General features: G+C 61.8%; 21 protein-coding genes and 1 pseudogene. 12 read left to right on the plus strand and 10 right to left on the minus strand.

Features of this window, described 5'->3' with window-relative positions; all coding sequences use genetic code 11:
• The 4 genes and pseudogenes from L4923_RS24580 to L4923_RS24595 all read right to left on the minus strand — a co-directional run.
• Positions 1 to 2,072: pseudogene (locus L4923_RS24580) on the minus strand (calcium-binding protein); the annotation flags it as partial.
• A 15-nt stretch (positions 2,073 to 2,087) separates the two neighbouring features.
• Positions 2,088 to 2,534 carry a hypothetical protein gene (locus tag L4923_RS24585; RefSeq protein ID WP_239369740.1) on the minus strand — a complete coding sequence of 149 codons (447 nt, stop codon included), beginning with the start codon at positions 2,532 to 2,534 and terminating at the stop codon, positions 2,088 to 2,090.
• Positions 2,535 to 2,661: 127 nt separating this feature from the next.
• Positions 2,662 to 3,660 carry a helix-turn-helix domain-containing protein gene (locus tag L4923_RS31135; RefSeq protein ID WP_239369741.1) on the minus strand — a complete coding sequence of 333 codons (999 nt, stop codon included), beginning with the start codon at positions 3,658 to 3,660 and terminating at the stop codon, positions 2,662 to 2,664.
• A 260-nt stretch (positions 3,661 to 3,920) separates the two neighbouring features.
• Positions 3,921 to 4,814 (minus strand): helix-turn-helix transcriptional regulator, encoded by an 894-nt coding sequence (locus L4923_RS24595; RefSeq protein ID WP_239369742.1) that lies wholly within the window; start codon positions 4,812 to 4,814, stop codon positions 3,921 to 3,923.
• A gap of 934 nt (positions 4,815 to 5,748) precedes the next feature.
• Between L4923_RS24595 and L4923_RS24600 the strand changes: the two genes are divergently transcribed.
• The 5 genes from L4923_RS24600 to L4923_RS24620 all read left to right on the plus strand — a co-directional run bounded on the left by L4923_RS24600 (position 5,749) and on the right by L4923_RS24620 (position 7,288).
• The gene (locus L4923_RS24600) at positions 5,749 to 6,087 is read left to right on the plus strand and encodes a PRC-barrel domain-containing protein (RefSeq protein WP_239369743.1); all 339 of its coding nucleotides are present in this window, start codon (positions 5,749 to 5,751) and stop codon (positions 6,085 to 6,087) included.
• 28 nt (positions 6,088 to 6,115) lie between these two features.
• Positions 6,116 to 6,274, plus strand: coding sequence for a hypothetical protein (locus L4923_RS24605; RefSeq protein ID WP_239369744.1), 159 nt, complete (start codon positions 6,116 to 6,118; stop codon positions 6,272 to 6,274).
• A 77-nt stretch (positions 6,275 to 6,351) separates the two neighbouring features.
• Positions 6,352 to 6,600, plus strand: a complete 249-nt coding sequence (locus tag L4923_RS24610) for a hypothetical protein (protein WP_239369745.1) — start codon at positions 6,352 to 6,354, stop codon at positions 6,598 to 6,600.
• Positions 6,601 to 6,606: 6 nt separating this feature from the next.
• The gene (locus L4923_RS24615) at positions 6,607 to 6,915 is read left to right on the plus strand and encodes a BAR domain-containing protein (protein WP_239369746.1); all 309 of its coding nucleotides are present in this window, start codon (positions 6,607 to 6,609) and stop codon (positions 6,913 to 6,915) included.
• 58 nt (positions 6,916 to 6,973) lie between these two features.
• Positions 6,974 to 7,288 carry a low affinity iron permease family protein gene (locus L4923_RS24620; RefSeq protein ID WP_239369747.1) on the plus strand — a complete coding sequence of 105 codons (315 nt, stop codon included), beginning with the start codon at positions 6,974 to 6,976 and terminating at the stop codon, positions 7,286 to 7,288.
• 18 nt (positions 7,289 to 7,306) lie between these two features.
• Here the strand turns inward: L4923_RS24620 and L4923_RS31005 are convergent, their stop codons facing one another.
• Entirely contained in the window at positions 7,307 to 7,429 is a 123-nt protein-coding gene (locus L4923_RS31005; RefSeq protein ID WP_275448559.1) for a hypothetical protein, read from the minus strand.
• 142 nt (positions 7,430 to 7,571) lie between these two features.
• Between L4923_RS31005 and L4923_RS24625 the strand changes: the two genes are divergently transcribed.
• The 3 genes from L4923_RS24625 (at position 7,572) to L4923_RS24635 (ending at position 9,194) form a co-directional block, all read left to right on the plus strand.
• Positions 7,572 to 7,895 (plus strand): DUF1236 domain-containing protein, encoded by a 324-nt coding sequence (locus L4923_RS24625; protein WP_239369748.1) that lies wholly within the window; start codon positions 7,572 to 7,574, stop codon positions 7,893 to 7,895.
• A 96-nt stretch (positions 7,896 to 7,991) separates the two neighbouring features.
• Positions 7,992 to 8,471 (plus strand): MgtC/SapB family protein, encoded by a 480-nt coding sequence (locus L4923_RS24630; RefSeq protein WP_239369749.1) that lies wholly within the window; start codon positions 7,992 to 7,994, stop codon positions 8,469 to 8,471.
• Positions 8,472 to 8,570: 99 nt separating this feature from the next.
• Entirely contained in the window at positions 8,571 to 9,194 is a 624-nt protein-coding gene (locus L4923_RS24635; RefSeq protein ID WP_239369750.1) for a flavodoxin family protein, read from the plus strand.
• Positions 9,195 to 9,280: 86 nt separating this feature from the next.
• On the opposite strand, the gene L4923_RS24640 is transcribed toward L4923_RS24635, so the two are convergent.
• From L4923_RS24640 to L4923_RS24650, 3 genes are all read right to left on the minus strand, one after another.
• Positions 9,281 to 9,820, minus strand: coding sequence for a PRC-barrel domain-containing protein (locus L4923_RS24640; protein WP_239369751.1), 540 nt, complete (start codon positions 9,818 to 9,820; stop codon positions 9,281 to 9,283).
• A 155-nt stretch (positions 9,821 to 9,975) separates the two neighbouring features.
• Complete coding sequence (locus tag L4923_RS24645) at positions 9,976 to 10,827, minus strand: alpha/beta fold hydrolase (protein ID WP_239369752.1); 852 nt, start codon at positions 10,825 to 10,827, stop codon at positions 9,976 to 9,978.
• 85 nt (positions 10,828 to 10,912) lie between these two features.
• On the minus strand, positions 10,913 to 11,305 hold the full coding sequence (locus L4923_RS24650) for a YybH family protein (protein WP_239369753.1): 393 nt from the start codon (positions 11,303 to 11,305) through the stop codon (positions 10,913 to 10,915).
• Positions 11,306 to 11,506: 201 nt separating this feature from the next.
• Between L4923_RS24650 and L4923_RS24655 the strand changes: the two genes are divergently transcribed.
• Complete coding sequence (locus L4923_RS24655; RefSeq protein WP_239369754.1) at positions 11,507 to 12,688, plus strand: sensor histidine kinase; 1,182 nt, start codon at positions 11,507 to 11,509, stop codon at positions 12,686 to 12,688.
• On the opposite strand, the gene L4923_RS24660 is transcribed toward L4923_RS24655, so the two are convergent.
• Positions 12,590 to 12,982 (minus strand): GFA family protein, encoded by a 393-nt coding sequence (locus tag L4923_RS24660; RefSeq protein WP_343304066.1) that lies wholly within the window; start codon positions 12,980 to 12,982, stop codon positions 12,590 to 12,592. The two genes, L4923_RS24655 and L4923_RS24660, sit on opposite strands and share 99 nt — an antisense overlap.
• Positions 12,982 to 13,428: a DUF305 domain-containing protein gene (locus L4923_RS24665; protein WP_239369755.1), complete on the minus strand. Its 447-nt coding sequence runs from the start codon at positions 13,426 to 13,428 to the stop codon at positions 12,982 to 12,984. Before L4923_RS24665 ends, L4923_RS24660 begins: the two co-directional genes overlap by 1 nt.
• Positions 13,429 to 13,664: 236 nt before the next feature.
• On the opposite strand from L4923_RS24665, the gene L4923_RS24670 reads away from it, so the two are divergent.
• The 3 genes from L4923_RS24670 (at position 13,665) to L4923_RS24680 (ending at position 14,514) form a co-directional block, all read left to right on the plus strand.
• Positions 13,665 to 14,075, plus strand: coding sequence for a host attachment family protein (locus tag L4923_RS24670; RefSeq protein WP_239369756.1), 411 nt, complete (start codon positions 13,665 to 13,667; stop codon positions 14,073 to 14,075).
• Between the two features lie 82 nt (positions 14,076 to 14,157).
• Positions 14,158 to 14,355: a hypothetical protein gene (locus L4923_RS24675; protein ID WP_239369757.1), complete on the plus strand. Its 198-nt coding sequence runs from the start codon at positions 14,158 to 14,160 to the stop codon at positions 14,353 to 14,355.
• A gap of 9 nt (positions 14,356 to 14,364) precedes the next feature.
• On the plus strand, positions 14,365 to 14,514 hold the full coding sequence (locus L4923_RS24680; RefSeq protein WP_239369758.1) for a hypothetical protein: 150 nt from the start codon (positions 14,365 to 14,367) through the stop codon (positions 14,512 to 14,514).
• Positions 14,515 to 14,563 lie beyond the last annotated feature (49 nt).

Genomic DNA, 14,563 nt, shown 5'->3' on the forward strand with positions numbered 1-14,563 from the left:
ACGCTGCCCTGGCCGATCGCCTTGTTGTTGTTGCCGATCGCCACCGCGCCTGCGGCCTGGTTCGCGGCCGTGGCCGTGGCGGTTCCATCGCTGTTGGCGATGTTGTTGGCGCCGCCGGTGAAAGCGCCGGTGCCGCTGGCGTAGCTTGGGTCGCCGATCGAGACCGCGCCGTCGCCATAGGCGGTGTTGCCGGCGCCGATGGAGACAGCTTTGCCGCCGGTGGCTGTCGAATTCGTACCGATGGACACGGCGTCGGCCGCGTCGGCGATCGCCGTGTTGCCCATGGCGATCGCGCTCTGTGCACTGGCCTTGGCGTTGAAGCCGATCGACGTGGTGTTGTTGGCGCCCACGCCGATGCCTGCATTGGTGCCGATGGCGACGTTGTCGTTGCCGGTCACCAGGCTGCCGGCGGAAGCCTTGCCGGTGGCGTCATAGTCGACGGTACCGTCGCCGCTGCCGAGCGCAATGTTGCGTGTTCCCGTGACACCCGAGCCGGCGCCGCGCATTACACCGGCAGCGCCCGAGCCGATGGCCGTGTTCTGGGCGCCGGTCACGAAGCCGCCTGCCGCAGTGCCCATGGCAACGGAATTGGCGTTGGCGCTGGTTGAACCGGAACCGGCGCCCTGGCCGACGGCTACCGATGCCTGGCCGGCGCCGACAGCGCCCGATCCGAACGCGACCGCATAATCGGCCTGTGCCCTGGCCAGATTGCCGACGGCGCTCGAAGCGAGGCCGGTGGCCTGGGCGTTGCGCCCCAGCGCCGACGAATGGTCGCCGCTCGCAGTGGTGGCTTCGCCGAGCGCAAGCCCGTTTTGACCGCTGGCGGTGGCGGTGTTTCCGATTGCGGTGGCGTTGGCCGCGCTCGCGGTCGCGCCATTGCCCATGGCGATACCCGAAGGCGCGTTGGCAACTTTTGCCCCCCAGCCGATGGCCACGCCGTTGGTCGAGGCGGCATCGACGGCGAGCCCGGTGTTGGAGCCGATCGCGACGCTGCCTTCGCCCGCTGCGATGATCTGGTTGCCGAGCGCCGTTGAATTGGTGGCGGTCGCCTGGGTCATGTTGCCGATCGCCACGCCTTCCAGCCCACTCGCCGTGGCTTGGTAGCCCATTGCGATGGCGTTATTGCCGCTCGCGACCGCCTCTGCGCCAAGCGCGGTAGCGACGACACCGGTCGACCTGCTCTGATGGCCCAGCGCGATGGCGCGCGAATTCGATGCGGTCACGTCGGTGCCGATGGCGATGGTGCCTTCGGCCAAGGCTCCCGTCCCGGCGGCGGTGCGCGAACCGAGATAGACAGAGTTGATCGTGGTCGCAGTCGCTTGGAAGCCAAGCGCTATGGCATTCTGCCCCGTTGCGCTGGCGCTGGTACCCTGTGCGACGGAATCGATGCTGTTCGAAACCGACTGGAAGCCCAGGGCCAGCGATCGCACGCCGGTCGCATTGGGGTTGAAGCCGATCGCCATGGAGCCAGGCCCGGTTGCGGTTGCGACGCGGCCGATAGCAATGGCGTTATCCGTATTGGTGCCTGCAATTCCGCTCACGGCTCCCGTGCCGATGGAGATACCATTATCGCCATGGCTCGTGCTGGCGTTGCCGAAAGTGATCGCATTGGCGCCCGTTGAATTGGAGCCGACACCGATGACGATCGGTCCATTGAGCCCCACTCCGGGTTGGTAGTTGGTCGGATCGGTGATGTTTGCCGAAGAACCGCATCCCATCACGATCGAGGCATATGAGTTGCCTCCGATGGCGGGGTTGCATCCCGGGTCGCCGGTGCCGATCGCGATTGCGCCGATGGTCGGGGCCGCAACTGTGCCGCCCCCTATTGTCGTATTTGCACCTGCAGGTGCGGCCATCAGGCTAAGGAAGGAGATCGCGATCGCTGCGGCGGTACCGCCGGTTCCCAGCAACCCCAGTCCCATCCGGTTGCGCTTCAGGCCGAGTGTGCGATGCGCCATCCGCAAGGCAGCCATAAGCCTGCGCCGGAGCGACCGGCTGTCGGATGCACCGGATATCCAGTTGCCGACAAAGCCGGAATAACGCCGCGCAAATCTTTCAGTCGATGTCGTCACAGCAAACCCCTCTAGTTATCTGTGTTCGCCGGTGGCGTCCGCTTCACCACCCGCTGCCAAAGCCAATCCGATGTTCACGCCCTGGCGTTCAACCGAGGCGTAGGCGCCTTCGACCCAGGGGGCCGAGGATTCGGGAATTTCATGCAGGGCCGCCTGAGTCCGCTCAGGCGGCACCTGCAAGGCGACGAGTTTGCGCACGACCTCAAAGTGCCGCGCCGGCTCAGCCTCGCCAAAGGCTGGTGTGGTCAGCCCGAGTACAAAGCAGGCGAAAAGATGGTCGAGTTCGGCACTCGTCAGGCGGCCCGCATAACGATCCGAAAGGATGGTCCAGGCCGCTTTGGTCTTGGATGTGTAGGCGTCGGTGCCTTGGGGCATAGGCTGCCCGCCTGGCCTGGCAGCCGGAAGGCCCGCCAGCGGAAACTGGATTTCAGTCGCACCATCGCCATGGGCCGAATGCTGCATTCGACCATTCCCCCGCCGCCATCATCGAGCTGGAAGAGGCCATATTTTTCGGCCGCCGTCTTTATGCGTTCCCGCTAATATTTGTCTGATTTTATCTGGACCAGTTTTCCAGCGATCCTGGTACAGCTCACCGGTAATGCTGCTTGCGGAACGCCGCCGGCGTCGACCCGGTCATGCGCCGGAACGTCTGAGTCAGATGCACCTGATCGGCGAAACCGCAGGCGATGGCGATGCGCGAAATCGGCTCGTTGGTCTGTGCAAGCAGGCGCTGCACGCGTTCGATGCGGCTGCGGATGACATATTGATAGGGCGCAAGGCCGGTGGATTGCTTGAACAGCCGTGCGAAATGCGCCGGGCTCATATTGAGACTTCTCGCCAGTTCCTCCAGCGACAGCACACCAGCGAGGTTCGTCTCGATATAATCTCTCGCCGATTGTATCTGGCGGGACGTGAGTCTTTGCGGCGACTGCGGGACCTTCGCGTGCGTCGCGGCAGTCGAATGATCCTGCACAAGGCGAGCCGCCAGTGCCATCGTCAGATATTCGACATAGAGCGCCGATGCAGCCGTCGGCGCTTGCGCCTGTGCGCAGATCTCGCGCACGAGATGTTCCACCAGGGCATCGAACTCTCCGAAGCGCGGCACCAGTTCCGCGCGGGACGGATCGCCGTAAAGGGATTCCGCCATCTCTCCGATCAGTTCGCGGCGAACATAGACATGGATCGTCTCCAGCGGATGATCGAGCTTCGCCTCGAAATTCAGACCCGACGGCACGATCCCGAAGCTGCCGGGAAGCACCTGCTTTTCCATGCCGATACCATGAAAGGCCAGCCACACCCGCGCCGGGCCGTTGAGGGCGAGTGCGATCAGCGGATCCGGGCGCTGTCCAAAGCTTGTCTGGAACGGCTGCTCCTTCTGGCGGGAGACGAACAGGCTCCGCCAGCCAAGGCTGTCGCTGTTGACCGCGACGCTGGTGTGATGGGACTGCACGAAGCCGTGCGTCTGCTCGCTGGTGAAAGGCGGCAGGCTTGCCGACCTCCGGGCAAGCGGTTGCTGCGCGAAGCGGTCTGCTATGCTTGACGTCTCGTCAACAGGAGATATCGCGGAACCGCCGGTCCCCGTGGGCACGTTTTTCTTCTTCTGCATCTCCAGTCAGACCATTCCGGCCGGATCGACCTTGCTGTGTTTGCCCAAAACACATGTCGAGCCCGTTGACCCCCCGTCCAAGAGGCGGCAAAGCACTAACAGTGGCTGGGTGGAAAGTATTTCAGGAAAATGCGGTCGTCGTTGCAGAAAAGTTTTATCTGAACAGAATTTCGAATAATGAAAGAGGCTTTTGACTATTTTTATGGCAAGATGTAGAAATAATCATCAGTGAAAAATTTATTCTAATTTCGTATTGTTCTTATCATGTTTGGCGTGACATTCATGAATTTCTTCATTGTCGAAGTCATGTGACTTTGACTTGCAAATCCGCTCAGAAACGCAATCTCCGCGAGCGAACGATCGGTATCGCGCATCAGGCTGACTGCGAAATCCAGGCGCATCTTGACGATGGTCCGATGCGGCGATTCACCGAAGGTTCTCGCAAAGGCCTGCTGGAAATGGCTTTCGGACAGGTTGCTGAGTGCCGCCAACTGGCTGATCGTGATCTTCCGCCTGAAATTCTCGTTGATATAGGTCTTGAGTTTCCTTGCGTTTGTCTCCGAAAGCCCCCCTCTCGCACGGGCTGACCAGTCGATGGTGGCGTTGTAGTTGCGGACAAGGTGCATCCCCATGAGGGTGATCAGCGAGTCCGCCGCGATTTGCGACGGCTGTTCCCGGGCAAGCTCCTGGCGCATCAATCGTCCGAGCCGCAGCGCCGTCAGGTCGACCGTACCGGAACGCGGCGGGCGCAGTTCGATCGGCGGCGAGCCGGCTACCTTTGCCATGCTTTCGAGTGTCTGGTTTCCGATCGCCACCACGACCGCCTCCTGGATGGACGGCCAGCTGTATGCCCGCTCCCATCCTTCGGGCACGATTTCCAAGGTGCCTGTCGCGGCATCGAAGCGTCTCGCCGTCTCGCCGGAAGTGCTCACCTCGATCTCGCGATTGGGCCGCATCAGGATCATCGCAAGATGGCTGGACGCGCGGACGGTTCGTTGGCCTGGCGGCAGGACGACGTGAAGGATCGTGCCCCGCCAACCGCTCAACCGGCGCGCGCCGACGACTTCGAACGGCTGCAATGCTTCGAGATTCGCCGCGCGCTGACTATCGAGGATGCTGGCAGACTGATTCAGCACCGCTGCTGCTCCGCTAATTCGGTCGACCTCTGATGCAAACAAATAGCCGGCGCGGCTGTTCCACAGCATGCGGGCTCCGTTAGCATCTCATCATGAAACAGGTATTTCAGGAAACCACGGAACTCTTATCGAAAAAGCAGGCTGGGCCGGTATTCCCTCATTTCGGTAGGAAGCAGCGGCAACGAGCTGCCCGGAGTTATGGCAAAGTTGCATACAGCTCTGTGTGCGGATTGCGCGGTGGCAAGCGGCAGCATGTCACCCGGGGGGGTGTTACTCTTTCCGGAACGCGAAACGCTTCAGCTCTTGCTTATGCAATTCCGGACGGAAACCCGCTACGCGCTTTTCCTTGAAGCACGCCAGACGTCCGACCGCGTTTGCGCTTTGGGCCATTTCGTCGGGTTGGCCAGTTTCATCAGCCGGGATTGGCAATCGGGGCAGAGTTCGAAGCTCTCGTTGAGCTGTGCCGCACCGTCGATCGATGTTATCTCTATGCGAACCGTCCGCCATTTGTCGTTCTTTTTCGGCGCGAACACTTCGCCACAGCCTGAACATTCCCAGGTTGATCTCGCCACATCTGCTCCCTTTTCTGAATCGGGACAGTAGTTTCGCACGGGAAGATGGCAGTAAACCAATGTACTAAAGTACTTGTATCGCCGATAATACCTTTGTGCTTGTCGAGTGGCAACAGCTCGGGCTCCGGACGGGCGGTTTCCGTATCATCATGCCGACGCGCCTCATGCCTCCCGACCGGCGGCGCTACCCTTTGCTGACGTCACGCTTTGGCGGGAAGTGCCATCGTCTCCTCCCTGCCCGGATCGGCCATCGGCCGGCATTCCTGATCGCCCGGTTTATCGGCGGGCGAAGCAGTACATTTTCGGAACGGGCGATCCGCGAAGCGGTTGAGGTTGTCTAGGAACCTGAAGAGGAGACGATCATGGACCACACCAACCACGTACGCCTCACCGAAGCCGAATTGATCCCCGACATCATCGAAGGGGCGACGGTCTACGGCCCCGACGACGACAATCTGGGCTCCGTCTCGCATGTCCATGGCACCGGTTCTGCCAGCGAGATCATCATCGATGTCGGTGGTTTTCTCGGCATCGGAACGAAGCCGGTAGCCCTGCGGGCGAGCCAGCTCGATTTCATGCGGGACGAAGACGGTGAGGTTCACGCCGTCACCACCTTCACCGAGGACCAGCTCAAGGAAATGCCCGAACATCAGGAACCGGAAGCCGATGCGAGGGGCGATCTCCCCTGGCCGCCGGCATGACCGTCCCGTTCCAAACCAGGAGGTTGCCATGCTGCGGCTTTTGACGATCCTGATCTTCGGCTACTGCGCCTATCGCGTGGGCCGTGAGCTTGTCGACAGCGTGCCGGACGATTTCGACATTGTCGGGCCCCCCGTTCCGGCTCCGGCCCGCGGTCGCAACAACGAAGCCTACGCTCGCCGTCATTGATGGGTCCTGCCGGCCCGGTGCCTTGGTCCTGCCAAGGTGCCGGCCCCGCAAATCTCGCTATCGAAGAGGAGGTAGCCATGCCCGACAGCAAACGTTTCGAACGAGACCCCGCGGAGGGGGCGCGCAGTGTCGTGGACGAACAGTTGAAGGACAGCGCCCCTTCCGAAAAAGATGCTCCCGCATCGTCCCGGAAGTCCGGTCATCGCGCGACCCCCAGTCCGGCCACGGAAAAGACCTCGGGCGCAGGTCCCGCCATTGCGGAGCGCTCCAAGGACGCGAAAGCGCCAAGGGCAGGGCGGCAGCCGGGTGCCTATGTCAAGGAGTGATGCGCGATGAACGTCGCCAATCTGCAGATCGAGGGGTTGTTGATGGCCGTTGCGGCCATCAACAACACACTTGTCCGCAAAGGCCTTGTTTCCGTCGACGATGTCGATCTCGCTTTGCGAAAGGTCGAAGCGTCGCTGACTGGTGACGAACGTCTCTACGAAGACATGTCGCCGTCCAACAGGGATGCCGTCTGTTTCCCGATCCGGCTCCTCATGGCGGCGAATGCCGCCCAGGGAGAGGCAGACATCCCGCCATTTTCGGATCTCGCCAAATCGGTCGGCCAGAAGAAACAACCCTACAACGATCAGATGTAGGCGACCGGCGAAAGGCCGGCATCTTTTGCCAATCCGGCAGCGCGTGGGAGAAGCGAGCATGAGGACAGCCAGCGTCCTGACCCATCTCGGCACCGCCACCGCACGGCCATGGGCGTTCCTGATCCTGATCGGCTACGCCATCCTGTGGCTCGTCTTTCAACCGGAAACCTTCGACTGGCACGGTTTCGCCACGCTGGCGACCTGGGCCATGACGCTGTTCATCCAGCGCGCCGAGCACCGCGATACCCAGGCGCTGCAGGCCAAGCTGGATGAACTGCTGCGCGCAACTGCCAGCGCAAAGAACGAGCTCACCACGATCGACGAGAAGGAGCCGGAGGAAATCGAGCGCCGGCGCAAGGCGGAGGATCGTTAAGGTCCGGTGAGCTGCCGGCTATTGCGGCGTGTTGCCGGGAATGATGAGAGCGCCGGGCCCGCCGGTGGAATACAGGAAGCCGAGGGCGAACATCGCCAGCAGCGCAGCGACGATCAACGCGATTTTGGCGGCTGTCGGCATTCGAAGCACCTCGCCGGGATACAATCGCATAATGACCGAGCCCCGATCTCGTTCCTGAATCCTGGGCGACCCCAAAAACTAGGAACCACCTTCGTGGCTCCGGATTATCGCTGAGAAGGGACTTTTCGATCGGAGGATTCCGATGAGGATTTTCAATCCGCGAACTACGATTATTCCCGCGGCGGCAGCGTTGCTGTTTGCTGCCGGCACAGCGGTGGTGAGTGCTCAGGACGTGATCATCACTCCCGAACAGGACACCGTGATCCATGAATATGTGAAGAAGAAACCTCTTGCCTCGGTTTCGGTTCCCGGCGTCGAATTGAACATCGGCTCCAGCGTGCCCGAGACTGTGGAATTGCACAGTTTTGAGGACGTTCCCGACGTGAAATATCGTTACGTCGTGATCGATAACAGGACCGTCCTGGTCGATCCCGGCACCCGCAAGATCGTCAAGGTCTACGATTGACGCCATGCCGCCGCCATTCTGCAGAATGGCGGCGGTTTCCTTTCATGCGCATGCATTTAGTGGGAACCGAGCAGTCAGCGGCACGTTTTCGCCCTCATGGAAGAATTCCTTGAGCGCTTCGGTCAGCCGACATGGCTGCCCTTCTCCGTCATATCAGGCAGGCTTTTGCTGGCAGCCGTTCTCGGGTCCATCGTCGGCATGGAGCGGGAATGGCGCGACCGGCCGGCAGGCCTGAGGACACATATCCTCGTTTGCCTGGCGACCGCCGCGATCGCCATACTGACCATCGAAATCACCCATGTCGACGCCTTTGCCGGTCAGGAGATCCGGATCGACCCGATCCGCCTCGTCGAAGCCACGACCGCCGGCGTAGCATTCCTGGCCGCTGGCCTGATCTTCTTCGCAAAGGGAGAGGTGCAGGGGTTGACGACCGGCGCCGGCATGTGGCTGGCAGGTGCCATCGGCTTGGCGGTGGGGCTGGGGTTCTGGCAGATCGCCTTGCTGGCCACGGTGCTCGCCGTCATCGTCCTGGCGCTCCTGCAGACGATCATGATCAAGGTCGACAAAAAGGACTGAAGCGGCCTTCGGGGACGGCCTCCCCAGTGCGCGCCTCGGACGCCCAAGTTCATCGGAACGACCGGCACCGCCAGCGGTTCGTTTCGAAAGGAGACCGTGATGCCCGAGTTGAAATGCTTTGCCCTCAATTGTTCCCTGAAACCGTCCACGAGCCAGGAAAAATCCTCGACCGACAAGTTGCTGAACGACTTGATCGAGGCTTTGGCGCGCCACGGCGCCATCACCGCGCCGGTGGTTCGCGCCGCGGATCGCAACATCAAGCCGGGTGTGCTGTCGGATCAGGGCGAGGGCGATGAATGGCCGGAGCTGCGAAGCAAGATCCTGGCGGCGGACATCTTCATCCTTGGTTTGCCGATCTGGCTCGGCCAGCCTTCGAGCATCGCCAAGCGCGTGCTGGAGCGCATGGATGCGTTCCTGTCTGAAACCGACGACAGGGGCCGGATGCCGGCTGCCGGCAAGGTGGCGCTGGTGGCGGTTGTCGGCAATGAGGATGGCGCTCATCATTGTCATGCCGAGTGCTTTCAGGCGCTGAACGATGTCGGCTTCACCATTCCTGCCAATTCAGGCGTCTATTGGGTGGGGGAGGCCATGCAGAAGGTCAATTATGTCGACCTGCCGGCCATGCCGGACGCGGTGCAGTCTGCGCTTGCCATGGCAGCGTCGAACGCTGTCCATCTCGCCGGTTTGCTGAAGCAGGATCGGTATGACGGGGTCGCGCAATAACGCGCATCAGGCCGCCGGGGGCCAATTGTGGTTGAATTCGACTTGGTGGGGATGCCCCGGCTTTCTGGAGCCGGGGCAAACCTTTATTACTGCGCTGGCGCAGGAGCGGGTGCTGCCGGGGCGCCGCTGCCGGCACCAGTCGTTCCGGATGCCGCGTCAGCCAGCTTGCTGCGATCGAAGGCCGGTGCCGCGTTGAGCTCGTCCTTCGTGGCCGTCGTCACCAGCCAGGTCTTACCGTCGCTGCGCGTAGCCATCTTCAGCTTGCTGGGGCTGACGGCGACATCCTTTTCGCCGACGCCGAGGAAGCCGCCGACGCCGACGACCGCGGCTTCGATCTTGCCGTCGGGCGTGAAGATAAGGTCGTTGACCTTGCCCACGGTGGCGGCATCGGCCTTCTCGCTTTCATAGACGCTCTCGCCGATGAAGGACGTGGCCAGGATCTGGCCGTCCTTCGGCTGGATCGAGCCGACGGTCGTAGCGTCGGTGCCTGCCGGTGCCGTGAACACCTCCTTGGTCGTAACCGACATCTCGGTTTCGGCAGGAGCGCTGGGCGTGGCGGTCTGCGCAAGGGCTGGGCCTGCCAGCAGCAGTGCACAGGTGGCGGTCAGAAACGTGGTTCTCAACATCGTTGTTTCCTCTTCTGCAGGGTACACAAAAGCCAACGGCGCGTGAGCATGTTCGTTCCGAAAAACTGACGATGGCAAGGCCCTGAACCCAGCTGCCGCACCGGCGTGTTTTGCCGGCGTAATTGTTTGTCGAGATGCCGGCTTGGCTCCTCGCCTCAAAGCAGGAACCGGCGCAGCTTTCCCGCCAGCTCGGAGGGCGCCTCTTCCGCCATATGATGTCCGCTGTCGATCGCAGAGCCGACGATGTCCAGGGTGGTCCAGGCCTGCCACGGCAGCTTCGGGTCCCCGTAGAGAGCTTCCATGTCGTCGAGAGCCGACCAGAACACCGCCAGCGGACAGGCGAGTTTTCGTCCGGCCTCGAAATCGGCCCGGTCGTGGTCATAGTCGAATTCCAGACCGGCTTTGTAGTCGGCGAGCATGCCTCGAACGACGAGCGGGTTCCTGGTCGCCCCGAGATAATCGTCTGCGTTCTCGGGGCCCATTTTTTCCCGATCGCAAGGATACCAGAGATCGGGATCTGCCTTGATCGCGGCCTCGGCTTTCTCGCTCTGGGCGAAAAAGAACCAGTGCCACCAGCTTCTCGCGAAGCGCCAGTCCGCCCGTTCCAGCGCTTCGTAGATCGGCACGCCGTCGAGAACCGCGAGTTTCGTGACTTGCTCGGGAAAATCCATGGCCAGGCGGAACGCGCGATAAGAGCCGCGATCGTGGCCGGCCACCGCAAAGGCGGCGAAGCCGAGCGCCCGCATGCACTCTTCCAATGCAACTGCTTTGGCGCGGCCGCAGGATTGCTCCAGCGTCACCGGCTGGTAGCTTGCGCCAAAGCCCGGCATATCCGGGCAGACGACGGTGAAGTCGTCGGCAAGCAGCGGAGCGACGCGCCACCATGTCGTATGCGTGCGGGGATGTCCGTGCAGCAACAGGAGCGGAGGGCCGCTGCCGCCGATCCTCAGCCGGATCGTCCCGGCTCCTGTTTCCACATGGCGCAGGTCAAAATTTTCAAAGAACATCGAAGTTGACGACGAGGGCGCCGTTCCGGTGGGTCAGTTCCAGCCTCGTGGTTTCGCGCTCAGACTTGAACATCGCCGGATCCGGTCACGAGGCCTTCGCCATGTCGGCGTGGCGATGAACCAGCTTCCACGCGCCTTCTTCGCGGCGGAAGAGCTCGGTGATCCTGAGCGACATTGGAACCATTTTGCCGTCCATATCCACCTCGGCATATTGGAAACCGCACCAATAGGCGATGTCGTCGCCGGATCCGGACTGGACGATTTCCAGATGGCTCTTGCCGTTGACACCGAAGGCGGCGGCTCCCTTGGAGAACGCCGCCTTGATGTCGTCTGCGCCCTGCACGGAGTGACCGTCCGGTCCGAAGAACGAGACCGGGTCTTGCTTCGTCGTGAGGGCGTTCACCGGCGCCGCATCGCCCTGGCAATAGGCTGACGCCGCCCGATCGCGTTCGCGCATGAAATTGCTGAAATCGTTCATGATCCTCACCTTGCTGCGGAGCGTCGCGCAAAAACCTCGAGCTCTCGCCATGCGGCGCTCTTTGAACTCGCAACCGGTGATGACGGCGATGGTTCCGACAATGTCTTACGAAGCCCGGCCCAACCGATGCAGATTTTTGGAACCACCTTGCAAGCCGGGAATTTTATTACCGATGCGTTGTGCGTTTGACCGGAGGGAATCATGCAGTCCACCACGACCGGCCGTGTCGAACTTCAGTCCGATACGGAGGCACAGGCCCGCCTTGCGGCCATCGTCGATTCCTCCTACGACGCCATAATCAGCAAGGATCTCAACAGCATCATCACCACTTGGAATGCTGCCGCCGAACGTATGTTCGGCTACACAGCGGACGAGGCGATGGGCCAATCCATCCTGATGCTGATCCCTGAGCATCTGCGCAGCGAAGAACACGAGATCATCGAGCGAATCCGCCGCGGCGAACGCATTGCAAGCTACGAAACCGTGCGCGTGCGCAATGACGGTACGCAGATCCATGTGTCGTTGACGATTTCGCCGATCCGCACCGCCGACGGCCGCATCATCGGCGCCTCCCAGATTGCCCGCGACATCACCGCGACGCGGGAAAACGAGCGTCGCATCCGGCTGCTGCTGCGCGAGGTCAACCATCGGGTGAAGAACCAGTATGCCGTCATCCTGGCGATGGTGAAGGAAACCAGCCGGCGCGCCACGTCCCCGCAGGAATTCGAGCGCCATATCCGGGATCGAATCTGCGCGCTCTCGCGCTCCCACGATCTTCTCGTGCTGTCGGATTGGTCGGGCGCCAATGTCGCCGAACTGGTGCAGGAGCATCTCAAGCCCTTCGGGCATGAGGAGCGGATCAAGGTCTCGGGGTCGCTGCTGACGTTGAATGCGCGCGCCGTGCAATATCTCGGCATGGCGCTGCACGAACTGGGCACCAATTCGGCCAAATACGGCGCCTTGGCCGGCCCCAGTGGGTCGATAGCGGTGACGTGGCAGATCGCGCCGGACACTTCGGGCACCCCGGTGCTGCAGCTCTGCTGGGAGGAGAATTTCGACGGCGGGCCTATCCTCCAACAGGAGGCGAACTCGCGCGGCTTCGGCAGCATCGTGCTGCTGCGCGCCACGCCACAGGCATTGGACGGCAGCGCGGAGATCGATCGCGGCACCGGCCATGTACGCTGGCAGCTCACGGCCCCCCTTGAGAGCGTGACGGCGGTGCGCGACAATGAGGAAGAGCCGGCGCTCAGCCTCCAGGTGTTCGATCCGATCCGGCGCGCTCGCTCACCATCGCTCCGTGATAACATGGTTCGGAAGATCCGTTCCGGCGCACACCCAGTCGAGGCGTCGCTCGGCACCATAGTTGTAGCCGGGGCGAAGTGAGTTCGGCTCGTCGAACGTGCCGCCATGCAGCGCGATTTCGCTTGAGCCGTCATAGTCCAGGGTAAGCGGGGTTCCGCATTGCGGGCAGAAACCGCGGCTGGCCAGCGGCGAGGAGCGGCGAAGGGCTGGAGCCTCGGCTTCCCAACTGACGGTTTGGCGCTCAACCCAGCACAGCACGGCAAAAGCGCTGCCGGTAGCGCGCCGGCACATCTCGCAATGGCAGTAATGCACGCGCGGTTCCTGGCGCACGCTGTAGCGGACAGTGCCGCAAAGACAGCCTCCACGACGCAGCATCAGCTCGACCCCGCCAACAGCGCTTCCATCTGTCGGATCTCGTCTTGTTGCGACCTGATGATGCCGTCGCACAGTTCCTTGATGCCCGGCTTTTCCAATTGTGCCTCCCGGCACATCAGGATCGCGCCGGAATGATGCGGAATCATCGAACGCAGGAACTGGCTGTCATCGACAAGGCCCTGTTTGCGCGTCAGGCCGAAGGCCGCAACGAAAACCACGATCGCCGCGAGGCAGATGACGACATTGGCCCGCTTGCTGGGATACATGCCCGGCATTGTGACGATCATCAGGATCGCCATCGGCGCCAGCATCATCAGCGTCATGTAGAGCATGTTCAGATTGTTGTAGAAATCCGCCCAAGCGTCGATCATGGAAAACATCACCAGATACATCACGAGAGCGCTGAAGATCAGGTTGATCGACAGGTTGAGATAGGGCGTCCTCATGGCGCTTTTCCTTCCGGCGAAATCCGATTGGTCTTCACGTTGTCGATGACGACGTTCACTGGGTGAACCGGTGTTTATCCCGATGGTTCCTGAAAAGCGGGCGCGTCGCGATTTCCGCCGCACCGGAGATTGAGGCATCCATTCGCTTGCGAAGGCGTTCCCCGTTGAAGCGCTGCGCGTTGATCGTGCTTTTTCCGAAGATCGTTTTCGGGTGCTGGAGAAACAGGGAGCAGGAAATGTTGATTGCCAACGGAACCGTCATTGCCGTGTGCGACGGCGAAAAACTCAGCCTCTATCGCAACCAGGGCGACGAAAGTGCACCGGAGCTCGTGCCGCTTGCCGTGGAGGCGGTTGAAACGCAGAACAAATCGAGCGGAATGCGCCACCGCAGCACGGCCGCCAACCCCGATGCACGGCAGCTTGAAGAAGACAGCTTTGCCGCCGGCGTTGCCGGCATTCTGTCGGACATGTTCCTTGCCAATGAATTCGAGCGTCTGGTGGTGATTGCCGCGCCGCGCACGCTGGGCGAACTCAGGAAACGCTACCACAGCCAGATGCTGCCGGCGATCCAGGCGGAAATCGCCAAGGATTTGACCGGCGCGACCGTGCCGACGCTGCTGGCGACACTCGAGGCGGAACGGGGCTGAGAGTCGGTGCGACCGGGCTCTCCGGAGCACAAAGATGGAACCTCTGCATCCAGGAGCCGTTGGCTCCGAGGAGGATGGTTCGATGAAAATCCTGATGCCGATCGCAGTGCTGGCTGCCGTTGCGCTTGCGGCTTGCAACAATGGCGGCAGCGACAGCCAGAAGGGCAATCAGCCCGCAACGCCAAGCACCGAAACCGACAAGAACCCGACGCCTCAAACAGGTACCGGCGGCGAGCAGCAGGGAACGCAGCCATCCCAACCGGCGAACCCGCCGCAATAGGAGGTTCAGATGTTCGCGAACGAGATGTGGTTGCTTCTGCTCACTGTCGGCCCCATTGTTCTGGCTGGCTTTCTCGCATTCGCTCTGCTCACCCGGCGCAGGAAAAGCCCGGCGGAACAACACAAGCAAGATGCGGCTACCAGGAAGCTTTACCGCTGACAGGTTGAGGTTTCGACGTCACGGAATCGTCCAGAGGCGCAGCCTTTCC

It is taken from the genome of Terribium retamae, assembly GCF_022347545.1.
In the GTDB taxonomy this organism is placed as follows: Bacteria; Pseudomonadota; Alphaproteobacteria; order Rhizobiales; family Rhizobiaceae; genus Mesorhizobium; species Mesorhizobium retamae.

What these genes read in the sequence shown, in the direction of transcription:
- L4923_RS24585 (WP_239369740.1), bottom strand. Translation starts at nt 2,534, where the DNA reads ATGCAGCATTCGGCCCATGGCGATGGTGCGACTGAAATCCAGTTTCCG.
- L4923_RS24600 (WP_239369743.1), top strand. Translation starts at nt 5,749, where the DNA reads ATGGACCACACCAACCACGTACGCCTCACCGAAGCCGAATTGATCCCC.
- L4923_RS24605 (WP_239369744.1), top strand. Translation starts at nt 6,116, where the DNA reads ATGCTGCGGCTTTTGACGATCCTGATCTTCGGCTACTGCGCCTATCGC.
- L4923_RS24610 (WP_239369745.1), top strand. Translation starts at nt 6,352, where the DNA reads ATGCCCGACAGCAAACGTTTCGAACGAGACCCCGCGGAGGGGGCGCGC.
- L4923_RS24615 (WP_239369746.1), top strand. Translation starts at nt 6,607, where the DNA reads ATGAACGTCGCCAATCTGCAGATCGAGGGGTTGTTGATGGCCGTTGCG.
- L4923_RS24620 (WP_239369747.1), top strand. Translation starts at nt 6,974, where the DNA reads ATGAGGACAGCCAGCGTCCTGACCCATCTCGGCACCGCCACCGCACGG.
- L4923_RS31005 (WP_275448559.1), bottom strand. Translation starts at nt 7,429, where the DNA reads ATGCCGACAGCCGCCAAAATCGCGTTGATCGTCGCTGCGCTGCTGGCG.
- L4923_RS24625 (WP_239369748.1), top strand. Translation starts at nt 7,572, where the DNA reads ATGAGGATTTTCAATCCGCGAACTACGATTATTCCCGCGGCGGCAGCG.
- L4923_RS24630 (WP_239369749.1), top strand. Translation starts at nt 7,992, where the DNA reads ATGGAAGAATTCCTTGAGCGCTTCGGTCAGCCGACATGGCTGCCCTTC.
- L4923_RS24635 (WP_239369750.1), top strand. Translation starts at nt 8,571, where the DNA reads ATGCCCGAGTTGAAATGCTTTGCCCTCAATTGTTCCCTGAAACCGTCC.
- L4923_RS24640 (WP_239369751.1), bottom strand. Translation starts at nt 9,820, where the DNA reads ATGTTGAGAACCACGTTTCTGACCGCCACCTGTGCACTGCTGCTGGCA.
- L4923_RS24645 (WP_239369752.1), bottom strand. Translation starts at nt 10,827, where the DNA reads ATGTTCTTTGAAAATTTTGACCTGCGCCATGTGGAAACAGGAGCCGGG.
- L4923_RS24650 (WP_239369753.1), bottom strand. Translation starts at nt 11,305, where the DNA reads ATGAACGATTTCAGCAATTTCATGCGCGAACGCGATCGGGCGGCGTCA.
- L4923_RS24655 (WP_239369754.1), top strand. Translation starts at nt 11,507, where the DNA reads ATGCAGTCCACCACGACCGGCCGTGTCGAACTTCAGTCCGATACGGAG.
- L4923_RS24660 (WP_343304066.1), bottom strand. Translation starts at nt 12,982, where the DNA reads ATGCTGCGTCGTGGAGGCTGTCTTTGCGGCACTGTCCGCTACAGCGTG.
- L4923_RS24665 (WP_239369755.1), bottom strand. Translation starts at nt 13,428, where the DNA reads ATGAGGACGCCCTATCTCAACCTGTCGATCAACCTGATCTTCAGCGCT.
- L4923_RS24670 (WP_239369756.1), top strand. Translation starts at nt 13,665, where the DNA reads ATGTTGATTGCCAACGGAACCGTCATTGCCGTGTGCGACGGCGAAAAA.
- L4923_RS24675 (WP_239369757.1), top strand. Translation starts at nt 14,158, where the DNA reads ATGAAAATCCTGATGCCGATCGCAGTGCTGGCTGCCGTTGCGCTTGCG.
- L4923_RS24680 (WP_239369758.1), top strand. Translation starts at nt 14,365, where the DNA reads ATGTTCGCGAACGAGATGTGGTTGCTTCTGCTCACTGTCGGCCCCATT.